The 21,501-nt window shown below is 49.8% G+C and carries 17 protein-coding genes; 13 read left to right on the plus strand and 4 right to left on the minus strand.

Annotated elements, in window-relative coordinates; genetic code table 11:
• Entirely contained in the window at positions 1-3,897 is a 3,897-nt protein-coding gene (locus GCU39_RS02035; protein WP_152391977.1) for an S-layer homology domain-containing protein, read from the plus strand.
• A 62-nt stretch (positions 3,898-3,959) separates the two neighbouring features.
• Here the strand turns inward: GCU39_RS02035 and GCU39_RS02040 are convergent, their stop codons facing one another.
• Positions 3,960-4,880: an AraC family transcriptional regulator gene (locus GCU39_RS02040; protein ID WP_152391978.1), complete on the minus strand. Its 921-nt coding sequence runs from the start codon at positions 4,878-4,880 to the stop codon at positions 3,960-3,962.
• A 123-nt stretch (positions 4,881-5,003) separates the two neighbouring features.
• Here GCU39_RS02040 and GCU39_RS02045 point away from each other — a divergent pair, with 123 nt between their 5' ends.
• Both GCU39_RS02045 and GCU39_RS02050 read left to right on the plus strand, forming a co-directional pair.
• Entirely contained in the window at positions 5,004-5,900 is an 897-nt protein-coding gene (locus GCU39_RS02045) for a sugar phosphate isomerase/epimerase family protein (protein WP_152391979.1), read from the plus strand.
• Positions 5,901-5,918: 18 nt separating this feature from the next.
• Complete coding sequence (locus GCU39_RS02050) at positions 5,919-6,944, plus strand: Gfo/Idh/MocA family protein (RefSeq protein ID WP_152391980.1); 1,026 nt, start codon at positions 5,919-5,921, stop codon at positions 6,942-6,944.
• Between the two features lie 63 nt (positions 6,945-7,007).
• Here GCU39_RS02050 and GCU39_RS02055 read toward each other — a convergent pair whose 3' ends face one another.
• Positions 7,008-7,751, minus strand: coding sequence for a phytanoyl-CoA dioxygenase family protein (locus tag GCU39_RS02055; RefSeq protein WP_152391981.1), 744 nt, complete (start codon positions 7,749-7,751; stop codon positions 7,008-7,010).
• A 155-nt stretch (positions 7,752-7,906) separates the two neighbouring features.
• Between GCU39_RS02055 and GCU39_RS02060 the strand changes: the two genes are divergently transcribed.
• From GCU39_RS02060 to GCU39_RS02090, 7 genes are all read left to right on the plus strand, one after another.
• Entirely contained in the window at positions 7,907-8,710 is an 804-nt protein-coding gene (locus GCU39_RS02060) for an AraC family transcriptional regulator (protein WP_152391982.1), read from the plus strand.
• A gap of 76 nt (positions 8,711-8,786) precedes the next feature.
• Positions 8,787-9,776, plus strand: coding sequence for a Gfo/Idh/MocA family protein (locus GCU39_RS02065; protein ID WP_152391983.1), 990 nt, complete (start codon positions 8,787-8,789; stop codon positions 9,774-9,776).
• Between the two features lie 14 nt (positions 9,777-9,790).
• The gene (locus GCU39_RS02070) at positions 9,791-10,744 is read left to right on the plus strand and encodes an aldo/keto reductase (protein ID WP_152391984.1); all 954 of its coding nucleotides are present in this window, start codon (positions 9,791-9,793) and stop codon (positions 10,742-10,744) included.
• Between the two features lie 158 nt (positions 10,745-10,902).
• A complete protein-coding gene (locus GCU39_RS02075) occupies positions 10,903-11,550 on the plus strand; it encodes a DUF998 domain-containing protein (RefSeq protein ID WP_152391985.1) in 648 nt (215 codons plus the stop codon).
• Between the two features lie 146 nt (positions 11,551-11,696).
• Complete coding sequence (locus GCU39_RS02080) at positions 11,697-12,920, plus strand: phosphoenolpyruvate hydrolase family protein (RefSeq protein ID WP_227793413.1); 1,224 nt, start codon at positions 11,697-11,699, stop codon at positions 12,918-12,920.
• Positions 12,921-13,036: 116 nt separating this feature from the next.
• On the plus strand, positions 13,037-14,245 hold the full coding sequence (locus GCU39_RS02085; protein WP_152391986.1) for a Tm-1-like ATP-binding domain-containing protein: 1,209 nt from the start codon (positions 13,037-13,039) through the stop codon (positions 14,243-14,245).
• 31 nt (positions 14,246-14,276) lie between these two features.
• The gene (locus tag GCU39_RS02090) at positions 14,277-15,107 is read left to right on the plus strand and encodes a phosphoenolpyruvate hydrolase family protein (protein ID WP_152391987.1); all 831 of its coding nucleotides are present in this window, start codon (positions 14,277-14,279) and stop codon (positions 15,105-15,107) included.
• 33 nt (positions 15,108-15,140) lie between these two features.
• Here the strand turns inward: GCU39_RS02090 and GCU39_RS02095 are convergent, their stop codons facing one another.
• Positions 15,141-15,533, minus strand: coding sequence for a YkvA family protein (locus GCU39_RS02095; RefSeq protein WP_152391988.1), 393 nt, complete (start codon positions 15,531-15,533; stop codon positions 15,141-15,143).
• Complete coding sequence (locus tag GCU39_RS02100; protein WP_227793414.1) at positions 15,530-16,468, minus strand: helix-turn-helix domain-containing protein; 939 nt, start codon at positions 16,466-16,468, stop codon at positions 15,530-15,532. Before GCU39_RS02100 ends, GCU39_RS02095 begins: the two co-directional genes overlap by 4 nt.
• A gap of 71 nt (positions 16,469-16,539) precedes the next feature.
• Here GCU39_RS02100 and GCU39_RS02105 point away from each other — a divergent pair, with 71 nt between their 5' ends.
• The 3 genes from GCU39_RS02105 to ppsA all read left to right on the plus strand — a co-directional run bounded on the left by GCU39_RS02105 (position 16,540) and on the right by ppsA (position 21,398).
• The gene (locus GCU39_RS02105; protein ID WP_152391990.1) at positions 16,540-17,532 is read left to right on the plus strand and encodes a Gfo/Idh/MocA family protein; all 993 of its coding nucleotides are present in this window, start codon (positions 16,540-16,542) and stop codon (positions 17,530-17,532) included.
• A 13-nt stretch (positions 17,533-17,545) separates the two neighbouring features.
• Complete coding sequence (locus tag GCU39_RS02110; protein WP_152391991.1) at positions 17,546-18,532, plus strand: Gfo/Idh/MocA family protein; 987 nt, start codon at positions 17,546-17,548, stop codon at positions 18,530-18,532.
• 262 nt (positions 18,533-18,794) lie between these two features.
• On the plus strand, positions 18,795-21,398 hold the full coding sequence (gene ppsA, locus GCU39_RS02115; protein ID WP_152391992.1) for a phosphoenolpyruvate synthase: 2,604 nt from the start codon (positions 18,795-18,797) through the stop codon (positions 21,396-21,398).
• Positions 21,399-21,501: the final 103 nt, after the last annotated feature.

Raw genomic sequence — 21,501 nt, forward strand, 5'->3', positions numbered from 1 at the left:
ATGGTTCATTTAAGAAAAAGAATTGCCTTTATTATTATTGCCATGATGATGATAACGTCAGCCGCTCCCGGTTATGCCCATGCAAACGCTGGCGACGTGGCGGAAGGATATGATGCAGAGAGCGTGGCGAATGATACAAGCGCCAGGTATCAAAAGATTATCGATGCCGAAGCAGAATGGATTGCCAGCCTGCAATTCGACAATGGCGCAATTCCAACGTATAGCAAGGCGATTGATAGCTATAACGGAAAGTACAAGGTCATTCCCTATTTCACGCACATTGCTCTGCTCGGCTTGCTGGAAAAGCCGGAATATGCGAACATCGTGAAAAAATACATGGATTGGTACTTTGCCCATTTGAACGAAGGGAAAGGACCGGATGCACCGGATGGATCGGTCTACGATTATGTCGTAGAGACGGATCGCCAGACGGAGACGCCTACGCTCGATTTCGACTCGACGGATTCTTATGCGTCTACCTTCTTGAACGTGCTGCGCAAATATGCAGAGGTAACAGGGGATACGGCGTATGTCGCAGAGCACAAGGAACAAGTCCTGAAGATCGCTTCGGCGATGCTCTCCACGCAGGAGGCGGATGGTCTAACGTGGGCGAAGCCGACCTATCGAGTGAAGTATTTGATGGACAACACCGAGGTGTATCGAGGACTCATCGATATGGCATGGATCGCTGAGCATATTTTTGGTGACACGGCCGAAGCAGCCAGATTTGAAGCAATCAAAGAGCAGGTTCATACGGCAATTCAATCCGAGCTATGGCTGGAACAAAAAAACATGTATTCGCCAGGGAAGACAGATTCGGGGACACTACTGAATCCGGATTGGCGGACCTTCTATGCCGATGCGACGGCTCAGATCTCCCCGATTTGGGCAGGCGTCATCGCGCCAGACAGCGAGCGGGCGATCCAGTTGTACAATAGCTTCAATGAACATCATCCTGGCTGGCCGACACTTGCGAAGAGCGATGCTTTCCCATGGGCGATCCTCGCCAGTGCGGCAGCGTTGATGGGAGACAAGGTGCGCGTTGATCAATTTTTGCAATCGATTGAAGCTACCTATGTGGATAAAGATCATCCGTGGCCATGGTACGTCATGGAGAGCGGCTTAAGTTTGCTCACAGCTGCCCAAATGCAGAAGCTGCCAGATGTACCGGTTCAATTCGATATGGCCTTGATGGAAGAGGGGACCGTCATCGAAACTCTTCCTTATCAATTGACAGGCACAGCCATTGGCCTGCAGGATATCGAAGTTACATTTATCCATCAGCTGACAGGCGAACAGAAAGTCTTTCATGCCGTACCTGAAGCGGGAACGTGGGGGATAGCGCTGCAAGGGCTGGTCAATGGCGATTATCAGGTCAAAGTAAAAGCCAAGGATCGCTTTAACAACATTTATTTTACACGTGATTTGACCGTCGCCGTCCGTCTTGGGGCTGCAGGGGAAGGCATGGCTAAAGTTACGATCAAGGCAGAACGCGAATTGTTGCGCCGTAACGAGAGCACTTCGATCGTGATTGAAGTTTTCAATAAGGATGGCAAGCAGCTCGATCTGTCGGATGCGCAAATTGCGTATCATATGGATCTACCCAACCTGCTGGTGCAAGAAAGCGCGAATCGCTTTACTTTGCGCGGCTTGCCCCTTGATCCGGCTATTCAGCAGATCAAGCTGTGGGCGTTCGTCACGAGAGGAAATGACGTGCTGAAGACGGATGAGATTGCGATCCGCATTTCTCGCGAGGCGGCTTCAAAGCCGGATGACATATTGGATACGATGTCGGGCTGGCTGTTTGGACGCCAGCTTCCTAATGGAGCTTTGACACTGAATGAACAGCAGAAGGAGATAGATCCGGCTGCATCCAATATCGCTGCGCTAGGTTTCTTGCTAAGGCCGGAGACGATTGAACTCGCTGAGAAATATATCACGAATTATGTGGGCAGTTGGAATTGGGGAGACCGCTTTGGCGTCTATGGTACCAAATATGAAATGAAGCTGAATGAGCAGAGTGGCGAGTGGGTTTCGACAGAGGACTATAAGAGCGCTGCTGCCAGTATCGCTTCCTTTATATCGCTGCAGCGCGCCTATTTTGAGCGAACGGGCAAGTTCGTCATTACCCAGTATCAACTAGATATTCTGACAGGCGGTCTGGGGCTGATGGCTTTGCAGGCTGCTGATGGTCTCATGTGGTCGAAAAAAGATGGGAAGATCAAATCGTTACAGGACAATTTGCTAGTCCTGAAAGGAATGCAGGATAGTGTATGGCTGTTCCGGAATCATTTTAAGGACGAAGGTCCAGCGGCTTACTTCGAGAAGTATATGGAAATGCTGCGTGAAGGGATCAAGTCTAAGCTATGGAATGAAGAGGCGGGGGCATATGCGATGTCAATCGATGCGTCAGGTCAACCGACTCCGGCAGATTGGACGAAGTGGGAGGATGCCGGCGCTCAGCTTACGGCGATTGCTGCAGGAGTTGTTGCTCCAGACAGCAGCGAGGCGGCAGCTCTTTATACGGCATTGAACCAGAGCTTTCCGAAATGGGCTTCAGAGGGCGAGCTGAGCGGCCTACACGGTGTTGCTGCGTATGTCGCGACATTAATGGGCGATGCCGATCGCGCGATGGCTAGCTTGACACGGGTGACGGATACGCTCAAGGCAGGCCACCTGTCAGCCGACTGGGATGTATCGAGTGCGGGTTATGCCATGCTGGCTGCGCATGCCGTCAAGGATCTGGTGAAGTCGGATAAGACGAAGCTGGAAGCCTTGATATCGCAGGCGAATCAATTGTATGCGCAGGCACAGGAGGGGACGTCTGCCGGTTATTACCCCGTCGGATCGAAATCTCGACTCCAGGCGGCGATTACAGCAGCCGAGGCTGTGATGCAGGATGGAGCGGCGATGCAAGAGGCTGTCGATGCAGCCGTTGCAGCTCTTATGCAAGCTGTCGAGACATTCAAGAAGTCCGTCCATGTTGATCAACCGACGAACCCGGGCAATCCAAGTAATCCCAATCATTCATCTACACCTTCAGTTTCAAGCAGCATTGAAAAAGCAGCGCTGAATCAGGTTATCGCTGACGCAAAATCGAAACATGCAACAGCCGTAGAAGGCAGTAGGCCAGGAGAGTATAAAGCTGGGGCGAAGAAGGCTCTGCAAGCTGCGATTGATGCGGCTGTCGCGATCCAGAAGCTAGATAACGCTACGCAACAGCAAGTGAATGAAGCTGCGGCTGCCCTGAAGCGTGCGGTGATTGAATTTATGAAGCAGGTGGTTACCGAAGGAGGCAGTGAGGGGAACAGGAGCAATCAGGGGACGATCGACTTCAAAGACATGCAAGGCCACTGGTCGAATTCCGTTGTAGCCAGAGCGGCATCGCTTGGTATCGTCAAAGGTTTTGCCGACAGCACCTTCCGCCCGGATCAGCAAGTGACGAGAGAGCAGTTCGTATCGATGCTTGCGCGCGCTCTTCAGCTTTCTTCCGCTTCGGTAGCGGGGAGTGGGACTACGTTTAAGGACGATGATCAAATTTCGTCATGGGCTAAATCCGATGTAACAGCAGCAATTGATGCGAAGCTGATTCAAGGATTCCAAGACGGCACGTTCCGTCCGGAGCAGTTGATCACGCGCACGCAGCTCGCCATGCTGGCTGCCCGTGCCGCAGGTCTGGATCCACAATCGGCTAAAGCCACGCAAGTGAACTATGCGGATGTGAACCAAATTCCATCCTGGGCCAAGAAGGATGTTGCGGCCGCAACGGCTGCTCACTTCGTTCAAGGTAAAGCTGCAGACCGATTTGATCCATTGGCAGCAGCAACGAGAGCGGAAGCAGTGAAGGTCATCATGGCGGTGCTCGATTATATGGGTGCGGGGAATAGTAAGAAGTAGAGCGTCTATGAAGCTTTAAAAGTGCCAAAAACACACCGAACAAACCTCGGTGTGTTTTTTCATTACTCCACCTTATCTTCCAGCGACATATGGATGGATTGTTTCCTCCATTGTGATGGCGAGATGCCTCTGCAGCGCTTGAACAGCTTGGTAAAGTAATTCGGATTGCCCAGTCCGACCTGCTCGGCAATTGCGGTAATGGTATGATCACTTTCTCGTAGAAGCCGTTCAGCGGCTTGAATGCGGATGAGATTGATATATTCGACCAGCGTTGAGCCAGTCGTTTTCTTAAACATTTTGCAGAAATGATACGGATTTAAATTGACGATGGCAGCGGCCTTAGATACGGATATTGGTTCAGCGTAATGATCATCGATGTAGCGCAGCAGTTGTTTGAATCGTTCGACATTGCGCGCTTGGCTTTGGGTTGTTGCCGCCAATTGTTGTCTAGGCATAAAATGTCTGGAAAGGCGAGTAAGCAATATGTACATCTGGCTTCTGACGATCAGCTCGTATCCTTGCTGCTTCGTTGCGAATTCATCAATGATTTCTTTAAGAAGGGTACGAATAAGGGCATTGGCCCAATCATCATGGCTAATTTTGATAGGAAAGCGCAAAATCCCTTCTACATAGGGGGCAATAAATAACGAATGCATCGGATCGGATGATTGATGTCTAAATAACGATGCGTTGAAGACGATCGCGTCATAGTCCAGTGAACCGGTACAGGCGCTGTATCCAACATGCAGCGCGCCGGGTGGAACCATGAGGATATCCCCTGGCGCTGTCTCGTAAGGCTGGCTATCAATATGAAAAATGGCTTGTCCGCGGGCCATCCATATGATTTCGAAGTGGTCATGCCAGTGCATATATAGTGCTGGTGCCCCGTGATAAGGTGCATTCATAAAGTTATGAAAAATATTGATCGGATATGAGGGATCGTTGAAATAAGTCTTTTCTCTAAGTTCAAGGGGATAGGTCATCACGATAGCTCCTTAACACAAGATACAACCGAAAAAGCACAAGATTGTATAGAGATTTTATCAAATACCAGCGATAGAATAGGCTTATGTTACACAATATACTCAATTTAGGAGTGATATACAATGCAAGACAGCAAGCACTTTCTACGAATTGGTACCTTGGTTGCAGGACAGGATGCGGTACGTGTTCTTCCGCAAATTTTACCTCACGGTTTTGAATCGATTACGCTAACGTTCTGGCAAACGACTGGTGGGATTGATCTTAAGGAGTTAGCTAAACAGGTGCGTGAAATCGTCGATGCGCATGGGGTTGTGATTTCAGCGTTGAGTGTATTCGGAAATCCGTTAACGGGAGAAGGCGACAGTGCGGACACATTGGCGAGTTGGGAGCGCGCGATTGATCATGCTCATTTATTTGGAGCTGATATTGTAAGCGGGTTTACAGGTCGACTGACGGATCAACCTATCGAGGAATCTTTGCCGCGGTATAAGGAAGTGTTCGGAGAATTAAGCAAACGTGCTGCTGATCGCGGAATACGAATCGCTTTCGAGAACTGCGATATGGGCGGCAACTGGTGGAAGGGGGACTGGAACATTGCGCATAATCCAAAAGCATGGGAGATGATGTTCAACACCGTTCCGAGTGATCATATTGGACTGGAGTGGGAGCCATGTCATCAGATGGTTAGCTTGATCGACCCGATCCCGCAGCTTCGCAAATGGGTAGACAAAGTGTTTCATGTGCATGGAAAGGATGCGACGATCGCTTGGGATATTGTCAAAGAGCATGGGATTCATGGTCCTAAAGCGTTCGTGTGGCATCGTACGCCAGGGTTTGGCGATACCAATTGGACGGATGTTATTTCCATTCTAAGACAAGCTGGTTATCAGGGAACAATCGATATCGAGGGTTGGCATGACCCGGTATATCGCGATGAGCTTGAAATGACGGGACAGGTGCATGCGCTCAATTATTTGAAACAATGTCGAGGCGGCGCGTTTGTGCCGAATCCGGTATAGACGGGAGGCGTTCAGTGTATGACGGAACAACAGCATCGGATCATCGTCGCCGGTTGTGGCGGCATGTCGCATGTATGGATTCAAACCGCGTTGAAACGGAAGGATGCGGTTATTGTCGCGCTGGTTGACGTATTTCCGGACAATGCCCGAAAAATAAAGGACGAGTACGCCCTAAATTGTGAGATATACACGGAACTGGAACCGGCGATTAAGGACACGAATGCGAATCTGGTGATGGATGTTACAATTCCAGATAGTCATTTTGATATTTGTACCACGGCGATGCGAAATGGCTGCAATGTATTGGGTGAGAAGCCGATGGCGGCCAATCTGGAGCAAGCAAAGGAGATTATTAGGGTATCTGAAGCGACGGGCAGAACGTTATCCGTCATGCAGAATCGACGCTATGATGCCAATATTCGTGCACTTCGCGAGATGATTCAATCCGGTACGATTGGCAAGCCCGGGATGGTTAACGCCGATTTCTTTCTTGGACCGCATTTCGGGGGGTTCAGGGAGCTTATGGACAGCCCGTTAATTGTCGATATGGCGATTCATACCTTCGATCAGGCCAGATTTATGCTGGGAGCTGATCCGGTATCGGTCTACTGCCATGAGTTTAATCCCGCAGGGTCTTGGTACCAAGGCAATGCAGCGGCAATCTGTATTTACGAAATGTCGGACGGCTCTGTTTTCTGCTACCGAGGCTCCTGGTGCGCCGAAGGTGCGTCCACCTCATGGGAATCGAACTGGCGGATTACGGGGGAGAAAGGGACGGCGATGTGGGATGGCGTGGGAGCGCCTTACGCGGAAGTCGTTGCCCCAAAGACGTATGCGGGCGAATTTCAGCGTGATCTGATCCGGATGGAGGCACCGTTAACCTGGACGGGACAGCCTGGTCATGCAGGCTGCCTGGATGAGATGTTCCAGGCTCTTGCGCAAGGGCGGCATGCGGAAACGGATTGCCGTGATAACATCCATAGCTTGAAGATGGTGATGGGTGCGATTCAGAGTGCGCGCAGCGGCCAGAAAGTAATCTTGTAACGTGGTATGGAATGTAAAAGGACTACGATTCATAACGTAGTCCTTTTTTTTGCTTACGTATCGCTAATCAAGCGGATACTTCTGCCGAAGATCCTCACGGTGGAGAACATTCGAATCCTCGCGGATGTAGTGGCATACATAAGATCGGCGCCAGCGCTCCTTGCTTCGATTCTTGTTCGAAGAGTGAATGAGTAGCTCGCTGAAAAAGAGAATATCGCCTTTCTCCATGATGACCGGAATTTGACGGCTCGTATCAATACCTTCAGTTTCCTCTGTCCACGATTCATGCTCTTCCAAGTTTTTGACGGCGCCGTGCGGCAGCAGACCAAGCTTATGGGTACCCGGCATGACCCAAAGGCATCCATTCTCTTCGTCAACCGATTCCTCCATCGCGGTCCATGCGGCAATCATCGTCATCGGATCGTTCTTAATGTAGTAATAGTCCTGGTGCGATGCCTGGCCAGGCGATCCCGGTTCCTTATAGAAATACATACTCTGAACGCATACGGCCTCTCTGCCCATCAATTGGGCAAGCCCTCCACGGATAACCGGCAGCTTCATCAATTGACGGGAGAAGCTGTCATGTTTGTGGGGATTGAACAGCCGAACCGCATATTTCTTGTTCTCATCACAAGCCGCCCACTCGGGCATCGGAGATTGATTGCGAATATCATAGATGTGTCCATTAAAGGCATCGATTAAATCGCTGGAACAGCCTCCTTCAAGTAAAAGATAACCATTCTCTCTAAAAAATTCGATTTGTTGCTCGTTGAACGGTGTTGATAACGGAGACTTCGTGGTACTCATTGGGCGTCCTCCTCTGGAAGTGAGCGTTATATTGCTATTCAGCTTACCCTGTATTTGCATACGCAACAATGTCTGCGATTTGCAATTTTGTATCTGTTATTGATATGTTCGTTACATCTGAAAATAATGGAAGTGAATAGAGGTGAACAGGCAACATGCCAATTTTTTCACAATCTTTCCGGCTCGATCAATTGCAATCGGCCTATGCAGGTTCAATTGTGTATCCGCCAGGCGGACGCTATGGGCCTCGCATTCAACAGGATCTTCAACTCGTGATGCTGTACACGGGGGAAATGACGGTTACGATCGATGGCCGACCGCTTCATGTCCAGCCTGGGCATGTTGTGCTGCTGAAGCCGGGTCATGAGGAATCTTTTATTTTCTCGAAAACCGAAGAAACCTGGCATCGCTGGATTTCGGTACACGTTGGAGCACTGCCCGAGGAAATGAAACATGCGTTGTATCAGCTGCCTGAAACCCTGCCTCTAACGGAAGAAATGAACAAACTAGCCGATCTGATGCTCGGCTTGCTGCGGCATGTGCCTTCCAATAACGCAGCGATTCTCAGCCTCGGACTGGCTGCGATCCATCTGTACCCGACGGAGACAAGCCGTCTTCTTCAACAACGGGAGAAACACCCCGCTCTTCATGCTGCGCGAACATGGATTCATGAACACTATGCGGATGAGATTTCGCTTCATCCTTTGGCCGATCATGCAGGTGTTTCGCCAGAGCACTTGATTCGGTTGTTCAAACAGCACGAACAAACAACCCCTATGCAGTTTGTGTGGAGCTATCGTGTGAACCGGGCGGTCGAACTGCTCACGAATACGGGATTGACTGTCTCTGAGATTGCGGAGCGCTGTGGATTCAAAACATCGCATCATTTTGCTCGATTGATTAAACAACACAAAGGACGGACGGCATCGGAAATTCGGCAAGTTTCTTGGAATGGTTGATCCTTCCAGCTGAATGATTTATATTGAGGTTGTACACATCATCCAATCATGTAAATCTTTGAGAGAAGGTGTCCAAATGACCAATCGTCCTTTGCGTTTCGGAGTATTAGGTTGTGCAGGAATTGCTGTTGGGTCCGTCATACCGGGAATCAAGCAATCCACAACGAGTATCGTGCAAGCGATTGCAAGCCGTGATCTGGGCAAAGCGCAAGAAACGGCGAAGAAGATGGAAATTCCTACGGCTTACGGCAGCTATGAAGAATTGCTTGCAGATGCGAGTCTGGATGCGGTATACATTCCGCTGCCGAATCATCTGCACATGGAATGGGCCATTCGCGCGATGGAGGCCGGCAAGCACGTGCTATGCGAGAAGCCGATTGCGCTAAATGCAGGAGAGGCTGCTAGAATGCTAGAGACTAGCCGCAGTACGGGGAAGCATCTCGCAGAAGCTTTTATGTATCGCAATCATCCGAGGTATGATCGCATCAAGGACATTATCGCATCCGGTGAGATCGGCGAGCTTCGTGGGATTCATGGGGCCTTCACCTTCAATAATCACGCCGATAAAACCAATGTTAGGTATCGGAGAGATTGGGGCGGCGGTTCGATTTATGATGTAGGCTGCTATCCGATTAGCGCCGCACGTCTCATTCTTGAGAGTGAACCGGAAGCGGCGACGGTTCATGCGCTCCTATCGCCTGATCATGACCATGTCGATATGATGGCTTCGGGCATCGTTGAATTTGCGAACAGTGTCGCGTTAACTTTTGATTGCGGCATGTGGGCAGCATTTCGGAATACGCTTGAGATTCTTGGTACGGACGGTCGGATTGAAGTGCCGTCGGCTTATATCGGTGACCCAACCTTCTATGTGCATACGAGCGAAGGGAAACGGGAAGAGCAGCAAGAAATGCTTAATACGTATACACTACAAGCCGATCATTTTGCCCGAACGGTATGGGGTGAGGAGACGGCGCGATTTGGTCCTGAAGATGCTGTCGCCAATATGAAGGTTATTGATGCATGCCTTGAATCCGCTTACAGTAGGCAACGAATTCAAATCTAGAGGAGATGAATGTGATGAAGAGTTTATCTTTTTCAGGTCTACAAAACGAAGTGTCTTCTTTAATTATGGGTTCTGATTTTTTTTCGCCGGAGACCTTCGATGAGGTATGCAGGGTACTGGACGGTTATGTTGCGATTGGTGGCAACACAATTGATACGGCGTTCATCTATTGCGGCGGGAAAAGCGAGCAGGCCATCGGCATGTGGATGGAGGAACGGAAGAACCGGGATCAGATCAACGTATGGACAAAAGGTGCTCATCCGAATCAAGACGGCTCCCGTGTAAACCGCGCGGCGATTTATGAAGAATTGATGATAAGCTTGGAACGGTTGCGAACCGATCGGACGGATCTGTACGCGCTTCATCGAGATGATATTAGCGTGCCGGTCGGCGCGATTCTTGAAGCGCTGAATGAGCATGTGGAAGCAGGAAGAATCGGAGTTTTCGGCGCATCCAATTGGACCACGGCGCGTCTGGAAGAAGCGAATCGTTACGCGGCAACGCATGGATTGCGCGGTTTTTCGTTCAGCAGCCCGAACTTAAGCCTGGCCAAAGCGATCGAGCCATATTGGCCGGATTGTATCAGCATCGATGAGGCGTCATTGGCTTGGCATGAACATTCGAAGCTTCCGATTTTGTCCTGGTCTGCGCAGGCAAGAGGATTTTTCACAGGGCGGTATACTCAGGAAGATCGTTCAAATGCGGATTTGGTGCGCGTCTTCTATAACGATGAGAACTGGGAACGGTATCTGCGCGCGGAGCAGCTTGGCGCTGCGAGAGGGGTTACGACGATTCAGATCGCACTCGCATATGTGCTGAATCAATCGTTCCCAACGGGGGCGATTATCGGTCCGCGGAACGATGAGGAATTGAAGTCCTGTATGGAAGCGACGGAGCTTGTCTTGACGCCAGAGGAAGTTCGGTGGTTGGATCTACGGAGTGAATCCAGCGTTAGTGCGATATCATAACAAATTCGTTCCATGTTTAATTACCCTTGAGCAATCAAGGGTTTTTTGCTTTTCATTTTTTTTATCAACTTTCATTCCCCATGTCGATTTACCCGTCTCGGATTCGTCGTCTTCATAAAGGAGCAAAAATTCGATAAACCAAAGGAGACGATTGGAATATGAAAAACGTCTATGCCCAAAGCGGTAGCGCAATGAAACTGATGTTAGCTGGAGGGATCGCTTCAGCGCCGCTGTTCTTCGCCGTATCGATCATTCAGACTTTTACGCGGACGGGGTTCGATATTCGGCGGCATGCGATCAGCAACTTAACGCTTGGCGAATTAGGATGGATTCAGAGTGTGAACTTCATGATCACCGGCTTGCTTGCCATTCTCGCAGCCCTAGGGATACGCAGCGCATTGCGAGGCGGGAAGGGCGGTGCATGGGGACCGCTGTTCATCGGTATATATGGATTAGGGATGATTATCGCGGGCATCTTTCGCCCCGATCCTGGTATGAGCTTCCCTCCGGGCGCCCCAACGGATATGCCGGCTTCAATGAGTAGTGAAGCAGCGCTGCATTCGATGGCTTTCTTTACTGCATTTATTTGTCTGGTCGCGGCTAGCTTCGTGATTGCACGCCGATTTGCAGCCCAAGGCGATCGTGGCTTCAGAACCTACAGTCTTGCGACAGGCATCATCGCCCCTCTGCTGATTATGGTCGGTATGAGCATGAACACGTGGATTGGCGTCATCATGGGGATCGCCGGCATGGTCGCTTTCGGGTGGGTATCTGCTCTCGCCGCACGGTTGCACAAATTGGCGTAATGCTCTGGAACTTCCTGAAGGACGATATTCGCAGCCGGCATCGGTTCGCTGGATATCGTCCTATTCATTTTGCGCGGCTATTGCAATCCATTATAATTTATAGATACAGAAGAAGACGGGCGGCAAATGGGGAGGGAAAAGAGACGATGATGACAAGGGAACATATGCTGGACAAGCTCCGAACGCAAATCGCCTCGGGTAATCATATCATTGGCGTCGCGACCGGTGCAGGGATTACGGCAAAGTATGCGAAGGAAGGCGGTGCGGATTTCATCCTAATGCTGAATTCAGGGCGGTTTCGCCAGATGGGCCGCAGCTCGCTAGCAGGCTTTTTGCCATTCTGCAACAGCAATGATATGGTCATGGACTTCGCTTCGCGTGAGATCATTCCACTGGTGAAGGATATTCCGATTCTATTCGGCCTCAATGCGACCGACCCGACGAAAGATATGACCGAATATATTCGGACCATCAAGGCGATGGGCTACGCGGGTATCAACAATTACCCGACGGTGGGATTGATCGACGGACGATTTGGCGAAGCGATTCAAGAGGACGGCAATCTGTATGAGCTTGAGGTAGATGCGATCCGGATTGCGCATGCGCAGAATTTGTTCACGGTGGCCTTTGTCTTCGACGAGCACCAAGCGGAACAGATGATCGAGGCAGGGGCAGATGTGATCTGTGCGCATTTAGGGCTGACGGAAGGCGGATTGCTGGGCGCCCGAAAAGTATTTTCGTTGGAAGCGGCCAAGGTCAAAGCGGACAACATCTTCCGGATCTGCAACGCGTTAAGGCCTGACGTGATCAAGCTAATCTACGGTGGACCTGTCAAAACGCCGATCGATGTTGAGTACATGTACAGCAACAATAAGAATTTGATGGGTTATATCGGAGGCTCCGCGTTCGAACGCATTCCGTCGGAGAAGTCCATTACGAATATTACGAAAGCCTTTAAAGGAACGGGCAAGCTGGATGAAGACGATCTACTGGTGAAAATGTTAGATGGCATTACGAAGCACTACGACTACGTGGAATTCGTGAAGGAATACGTCGCGCAAAATTACATGAACGAGATTTCGTTTATCGACCTTGCCAGAGTGGCGCATGTCTCGCGGAGTTACCTAAGCAGTCTGTTCACGAAGAGTGTCGGATGCAGCTTCCAGACCTACATTGTGCAATATCGAATGGATAAGGCGGCAGAAATTTTGGACCGGGAAAATATTCTACTCTCGGAGCTGGCACCACTCGTCGGATACCAAGATTATGCGCAATTCAGCAAAATGTTCAAGAAATACAAAGGTTGTACGCCAAAACAATACAGATCTAACATAAGCACAAAAACAGGAGACATAAAAGCGTTTTCATAGGTAACTTGCAGCAGTATGATGAATGTATGTTCATCATACTTTTTGTGATGGTTAAGTGGCGTTGAAGCCACAGCACCCCTATGTAAGATTATCAAATGGAGAGCGAGGTTGAACGAATGAAGACCATTGCGATTGCAGGAACGTTTGACACGAAGGGTGACGAATATCTGTATATCAAACATTTGATTGAAAGCTTAGGACTCCGTACGTTTACGATCCATACCGGCGTGTTCGAGCCAACCTTTACACCGGATGTCACGAATCATGAAGTGGCGGCCGCAGCAGGTGTGGAGCTGGATACGCTCGCAGCGAAGAAAGACCGGTCCTTAGCGACCGAGGTGTTGTCCAAAGGGATGGAGAAGCTCGTACCTGAATTATACAAGCAAGGCAAATTCGACGGGATCATCTCCTTCGGGGGGACGGGCGGTACGTCGCTCGTCACGCCGGGCATGCGCGCACTGCCGATCGGCGTGCCGAAAGTGATGGTGTCGACCGTCGCGTCAGGTAACACGGCCCCTTATGTCGGAACGAGCGATATCTTGATGATGCCGTCTGTCGTCGATGTGGCAGGACTGAACTCGATTTCAACAAAAATATTCTCGAATGCCGTATTCGCCATTGCCGGGATGGTTCAATTCGAGAACACCCAAGTGATCGAAAAGAAACCGCTCGTCGCGACCACGATGTTCGGTGTGACGACCCCATGCGTGACGGCCGCGCGTAATTATCTGGAAGCGAGAGGCTACGAAGTGTTGGTGTTCCACGCGACAGGCGTAGGCGGACGCTCTATGGAAGCGCTGATCGAAGCTGGGTTCATTGAAGGCGTGCTGGATCTGACGACCACCGAGTGGGTGGATGAGATTCTTGGCGGCGTTCTGAACGCAGGTCCCCATCGATTAGAGGCGGCAGGCAAACATCATATCCCGCAGGTCGTCTCTGTTGGCGCGCTGGATATGTGCAACTTCGGGCCATACGATACGATTCCAGAGAAATTTGCGGGGCATAAATTTTACAAACATAATCCAACGGTAACGCTCATGCGAACGACGGTGGAAGAGAATGAAGCCATTGGGAAGAAGCTGGTCGAGAAACTGAATATGGCGAAGGAGAAAACGGTGCTCATGCTGCCGCTCCGTGGCATCTCCGGCATTGACGTTGAAGGGGAAGCGTTCTACGGCCCAGATGAAGATAAGATGTTGTTCGACACGCTGCGCAGCGGTATCAACCGCAATGTCGTTGAGCTGATCGAGATGGATTGCGCAATCAACGACACCGCATTCGCCGAGGCAGCGGCCCAGAAGCTGATCGATTTAATGCAGAAATAACCTTACAACAGAAGCAATGGAGGCGTTATCGATGAATAAATTAACAAGAACAGAGATTATGGCAAAATTCCGCGAAGAAGTGAAGAATGGGAAAATTCTGCTTGGCGTAGGCGCGGGGACCGGGATTACAGCGAAGAGCAGTGAAGCGGGCGGCGCGGATATGTTGATCGTCTACAACTCCGGCCGTTATCGGATGGCGGGACGAGGATCCCTCGCAGGGCTGTTGTCTTATGGAGATGCCAATCAAATCGTCGTCGAGATGGGATCGGAAGTGCTTCCTGTCGTGAAACATACGCCGGTATTAGCCGGTGTATGCGGCACGGATCCATTCCGCGTGATGGAGGTCTATCTGAAGCAGTTGAAGGAGCAGGGCTTCAGCGGCGTTCAGAACTTCCCAACCGTTGGTTTAATCGACGGTGTATTCCGTCAGAACCTGGAAGAGACGGGTATGGGCTACGATCTCGAAGTGGACATGATCCGTATTGCGCATGAGCTGGACATGCTCACGACGCCGTATGTGTTCGATCCGGAGCAAGCGAGAGCGATGGCGGAGGCCGGCGCGGATATTCTCGTGGCGCATATGGGGCTGACGACCAAAGGGACGATCGGGGCCAAAACGGCGCTAACGCTCGATGATTGCGTCGAGCGCATCGAAGCGATCATCCAAGCGGGCAAAGCCGTCAACCCGGACATGATGGTCATCTGCCATGGCGGCCCGATTGCGGAACCGGAGGATGCTGCATACGTGATGGCAAGAACGAAAGGCATCGACGGATTCTTCGGCGCTTCCAGCATCGAACGATTCGCTGCGGAGAAGGGCATCCGAGAGCAGACGGAATTGTTCAAGAACATTAGCAAATAATCGAGATGAACGAATAGGAAAAAGGCGCAACTCTCACGGTTGCGCCTTTTCTTGATCGACATCGAGGAATTTCTCCGCTTGTTCTCGGTGCTCGTCCGTTATTTGGCTTGAAATCGCCTTGATTCCTGCGACAATGACAGCTGCATCATCTGTAAACCCAAGTCCAACTAACACATCCGGAATCGCGTCCATCGGCGAGATGAAATATGCCAGTGCACCGAAGGCAATTCCTTTGGCCCACAGCGGCGTCTTGGCATCGACCGCACAATAGTACATCGCGACGGCGTCTTTGGTAAAGGGGATTTTCCCAGCGAATTTTTTCGTCTTGGTCCAGAAGTTCTTCTTCACCAGTTCCTCATTTTCTTGGCTGTAGGGAAGCTCCTGCAAGGACAGCTCTGGTTGGATCGAATCGTTATCTTTTTTCATAAGGATCCCCTCATTTTCTGTTTATATTGCTTCGGCGTACATCCGCAGAATCGCTTGAACAATTCATAGAAATGCGCCATGTTCTCAATGCCTACCGCTGCAGCGATATCGTTCACATTTTTATCGCCAATAGCCAGCATCCGCTCTGCTCTGGCAATCCGTTTACGATTGACGAAATCGGTGAAAGAGATGCCGACCTTACTCTTAAAATATTTGGAGAAGTACGTATAGCTCATGCCCGCCAGCTTGCTCACGACGCCCATATCGACTTTCTCGGCTAAATGCTCTTCGATATAGGCAATGACCGGGCGAAGCACGTCCGCATCGACATACTCGTGCGCCAGCAGAAGTTCTTGATCATCGTTACGCAGCAGCGTTAACAGCAGATGTTTGATGTGCATGCTGACTGCAATCTCGTATCCCTTCTGCTTCTGCATAACTTCTTCGTGGATGGCATGGATAATCGAACCGACCTCTTGCTGCACATGCGGGAATTTACGGAATATATAATTCAATTCCTCGAGCGGACTAAGTACCTCCATGAAGTGCCTGGTATAGTGCATCATGGCGGGATCGAAGTAAGGCTCCAGATCAATATGAAGTACAATGTAAGCAACATCCTGCCCGGCAGGCGTAAGGCCCCGGTGCAGCTGGGAAGAACCAACGACCATGACATCCCCCGGGTTCAACCGGTACACCTGTGTTGGCGTATGCATTTCATGAACGCCTTCGACGACGAGGACGAATTCGACTTCCTTATGATAATGCCACAGTGCCGGACCTATATGCTCATCACCTGTATGCGTAAATTTCCATACTTTCATACATAATTGCGGGTTCTGATAGTGAATCGGTTCTTGGATAATTTGCACAGTGTTAACCTCGCTATATTTTTCCAGAATAAAAATGGATACAAATCGGTTAAATAACAGCATATACGTGCTTCTTCCCTGAATGTATCATTTTTCTATACGGAAGTATATATCCAATTGGAGGGGAAGTAGCGATGAAAGTAGCTGTATTAGGTTGCGGTGGATTAGGACGGATACATGCCAGCATATATGCAAACATGCGCGATGTGGAATTGACAGGCGTCTGTGATATCGTGCAAGATCTGGCCGACGATGCAGCCCGTATGACAGGGTCTGTAGCTTACGGATCATTTGAGGATATGCTGGAGCAAGCTGAATTTGATGTGATCAGCATTGCGCTTCCTAGCAATTTGCATAAAGAATATACGATTCGTGCGGCTAAGGCGGGTAAGCATGTGATCAGCGAGAAGCCGATCGCGCTTCGTCTTGAGGATGCGGAAGACATGATTCAGTGCTGCGAAGAGAACGGCGTTCGCCTGTTCGTCGGACATGTCGTCCGGTTCTTCCCAGACTATGTCAACATGAAACAAGCGATGGACGAGGGGAAATTAGGTCGAGCTGGCGTCGCGCATGCCAGCCGCATCGGCGGTCATCCCGGGGCGACCAAAGCGTGGTATAACGAGCTGGATCAGAGCGGCGGCGTGATCGTCGATTTGATGATCCATGATCTGGATTTCCTTCGTTGGTCGCTTGGTGAAGTCACAACCGTGTATGCGCTTAACCGTAGAGGAGACCTGATGGACTATGCCCTCGTTACACTGCAATTCGAGAGCGGAGCCGTGGCCAATGTGGAAGGGAACTGGGGCTTCCCGGGGCCATTCCAGACGAAGGCGGAAATCGCTGGCAGCGAAGGCATCGTGCAGGCGAACAGCTTGAAGAGCAGCTCGCTGCAGATTCATAAAGCACCTTCGGCATCTGAAGCCAGTGCATTTGTGACGGTGCCGGAGAGTCCGGGCTTCCATAGTCCGTATGAGCTGGAACTGGTTCACTTCATCGATTGTATCCGTACGGGCTCGGAACCGATCGTGACGGCAAGAGATGCTTATAAAGCCTTGGAATTGGCACTCGCTGCACGCGAGAGCGCAGAGACAGGTCAAGTGGTTCGTCTACCCTTGGTACAACGATAAGGAGGAATGAAACATGAAGAAACTGAAAATCGGGATGATTAGTTTTGCGCATGGTCATGCATTCTCATATTTCAATTCGCTGCATGCGCTGCCTGAAGTGGAAGTGGCAGGTATTGCAGATCCGGTACCAAGCCGCGTAGAGCGTCTAGTGCAAGCGCATCAATTGCCTTACTACGAAGATTACCGGCAGCTGCTGGATACGGATATTGATGCGGTCGTGATTTGTTCGGAGAATGTGTACCATGCTGAGATGACGATCGCTGCGGCCGAACGCGGCAAGCATGTTCTCTGCGAGAAACCGCTCGGGATTACGAAGGAGAGCATGGAAGCGATGATCACAGCTTGCCGCGACAATGGCGTGCAGCTGATGACAGCTTTTCCCTGCCGTTACTTGGCAGCCGTTGTCCAAGCGAAACGCGCGGTTGAACGCGGCGAGATCGGCGATGTGATCGCGGTGAAAGGAACGAATCGAGGAAGCTTCCCTGGCGGCTGGTTCGTTGATCCGGCGCTATCGGGCGGTGGAGCCCTGCTCGACCATACGGTTCATGTGATGGACCTCATGAATTGGATCATCGGCAGCGAGGTGAAGGAAGTGTATGCTTACGCGGCGCCGTTGTTCCATGAGAACATCGAGGTCGAGGATGCCGGCATGATCCATGTGAAATTCGAGAACGGCGTTTTTGGCGTGTTGGATACGAGCTGGTCGAGGAATGCGACTTTCCCGACATGGGGCGATGTGACGATGGAGATCATCGGTACCAAAGGCGTCATCTCCGTCGATGGATTCGCACAGAAGAACGAGCTGTTCAGCAATGTTAACGGGAAAGGTACGTGGGAATTCTGGGGCGACAATATGGACGCCTATCTCATCCAGGATTTCGTCGATGCGCTAATCCACGATAAACCTGTACCGATCTCCGGCGAAGACGGCCTCCGCTCCGCGCATGTCGCGCTCGCGGGTTATGAATCGCTGCAGCAAGGCCAACCGGTACAATTATAATTTCGTACAGAAACAAAGGTACAATCTCATGAAAAAGAAGAGATTGTACCTTTTTATTGTGTAGTGTGAAATCGAAAAAAAGAACCTGAGCGTTTGATCAGGTTCTTTGATATTGCATATAAACAGATACGATGATATAATCGGAATACGTCTGACTTGAGTTATGTAGACACAAATATCTTATCTTACATCTTAAGTGTACCATGCCGGTAAACTCTTGTCAAATGTTTTTTCTCAATTTATTGGTTAGGAGAGATGTGGAATGGGTTCTCTAGTTCTCGGTTTTCAGGAAATGGATCAAGCGCAGCTTTTGCTCGTTGGCGGAAAAGGTTTGAATTTAGGGGAATTATCCAAGATTGAAGGCATCCAAGTACCCGAAGGATTTTGTGTGACAACCGCTGGATATCAACAAGCCATCGAACAAAACGAAACGTATCATGCTTTGCTCAATCGACTAACCATGCTAAAAGCAGAAGATCGAGATCAAATTGGTGAAATCAGCGGGAAGATTCGTCAGATCCTTATGGAGACCGAAATTCCTTCCGATGTTGTCAAAGCCGTTACTCATTATCTCTCCCAGTATGGCGAGGATCACGCTTATGCAGTGCGCTCTAGTGCGACAGCTGAAGATTTACCCCATGCCTCTTTTGCAGGTCAACAAGATACCTATTTAAATATCATCGGCCAAGAAGCCATTCTGCAGCATATTAGCAAATGTTGGGCTTCCCTCTTTACGGATCGTGCGGTCATCTACCGTATGCAGAATGGATTTGATCACCGCCAAGTATATTTGTCCGTTATCGTTCAACGGATGGTGTTCCCGCAGGCTTCGGGGATCATGTTCACCGCCGATCCTATGACCTCGAACCGGAAGGTACTCTCCATCGATGCCAGTTATGGACTTGGAGAAGCACTGGTCTCTGGCTTGGTATCGGCCGATCATTATAAAGTTCAGAATGAGGAAATCGTCGATAAGCGGATCGCAACCAAAAAACTAGCCATCTATGGACGGACCGAAGGCGGAACGGGAACAAAGCAGCTCGATCCGGATCAGCAGCAGAGTCAAACCCTTACGGAACAACAAATTTTACAACTGGCACACATCGGAAGACGAATCGAAGCTTATTTTGGTTGCCCGCAAGATATTGAATGGTGTCTGGACCAGGATACTTTTTACATTGTTCAGAGCCGGCCGATCACGACGTTATACCCGATCCCTGAAGCGAATGATCAAGAAAATCACGTATACGTATCCGTCGGTCATCAACAAATGATGACGGACCCGATGAGACCGCTGGGACTGTCTTTTTTCCTATTAACGACTCCAGCGCCTATGCGTAAAGCTGGCGGCAGGTTGTTTGTTGATGTTACACCTCAACTGGCTTCACCTATCAGTAGAAACAATTTATTAAATGCTATGGGGCAACACGATCCGCTTATGAAAGACGCACTTATGAACATCATTGGGCGTGGAGATTATATAAAATCAGTGCCAAATGATAATAAAGCACCGAGTCCCACTAGAGGCAATACAGATATGTTGGCACAATTCGAAAACAATCCATCCATCGTTTCTGATTTGATTAAGCGTAGTCAGACATCGATCGAGGCGTTGAAGCAAACCATCCAAACAAAATCCGGAACGGATTTATTTGATTTTATTCTAGAAGATATCCAGCAATTAAAGAAGATCTTATTTGATCCGCAAAGTTCGGCCGTGTTTATGGCTGCTATGAATGCTTCAACATGGATCAATGAAAAAATGAACGAGTGGTTAGGTGAAAAAAACGCAGCAGATACGCTCTCTCAATCTGTACCAAACAATATTACTTCGGAAATGGGGCTGGCGCTTCTGGATGTCGCAGATGTGATTCGACCTTACCCGGAAGTCATAGATTATTTGCAACACGTCAAAGAAGATATCTTCTGGGATGAACTGGTACAGTTGGATGGGGGACAGAAGGCCAAAGACGCGATCTTAGCGTATCTAGATAAATACGGAATGCGATGTGCCGGAGAAATCGATTTGACTAGAACGCGTTGGAGTGAACATCCAATTACACTTGTCCCGTTGATTCTTGGTAACATCAAAAACTTTGAGCCTCAGGCTAGCCATCGAAAATTTGAGCAAGGGCGGAAGGAAGCTTGGAACAAAGAACAAGAATTATTGGATCGATTGAAGCAATTGCCGGATGGGGAGCAAAAAGCTAAAGAAACAAAACGAATGATCGACCTCGTCCGGAATTTCATCGGGTATCGAGAATATCCCAAATACGGCATGGTGAATCGCTACTTCGTCTATAAGCAGGCATTACTGAAAGAAGCCGAACAACTTGTAGAAGCGGGTGTGATTCATGAAAAAGAAGATATATTCTATCTCACGTTTGAAGAACTTCATGAAGTCGTACGCACACATCAACTGGATTTCCGGATTATCAGCAAACGAAAAGACGACTACAAATGGTATGAAAAATTAACGCCGCCACGTGTTATCACATCTGATGGCGAAATCAGCGCAGGGGAGTACAAACGTGAAAATCTCCCCGCTGACGCGATCGTCGGTCTGCCTGTGTCCTCCGGCGTAATCGAGGGCCGAGCACGTGTCATCTTAAACATGGAAGATGCTGATCTCGAAGATGGCGATATATTAGTCACAGCCTTTACGGACCCTAGCTGGACGCCTCTGTTCGTATCTATCAAAGGCCTGGTCACCGAAGTGGGTGGATTGATGACCCATGGAGCCGTTATCGCGCGCGAATATGGGTTACCAGCCGTTGTTGGTGTGGAGAATGCGACCAAACGGATTCAAGATGGGCAACGCATTCGCGTGCATGGAACGGATGGATATATCGAAATATTGTCATAGCTGATGAGCAGGATTATAACTTATAGCAAAAAGGGACGCATGTATGCGTCCCTTTCGTGCTGAATATCCGAATGTGGTCATGCACGTTTTTAACCCAGATATA

Origin of the sequence: Paenibacillus guangzhouensis, from assembly GCF_009363075.1 — a bacterium.
GTDB lineage: Bacteria > Bacillota > Bacilli > Paenibacillales > Paenibacillaceae > Paenibacillus_K > Paenibacillus_K guangzhouensis.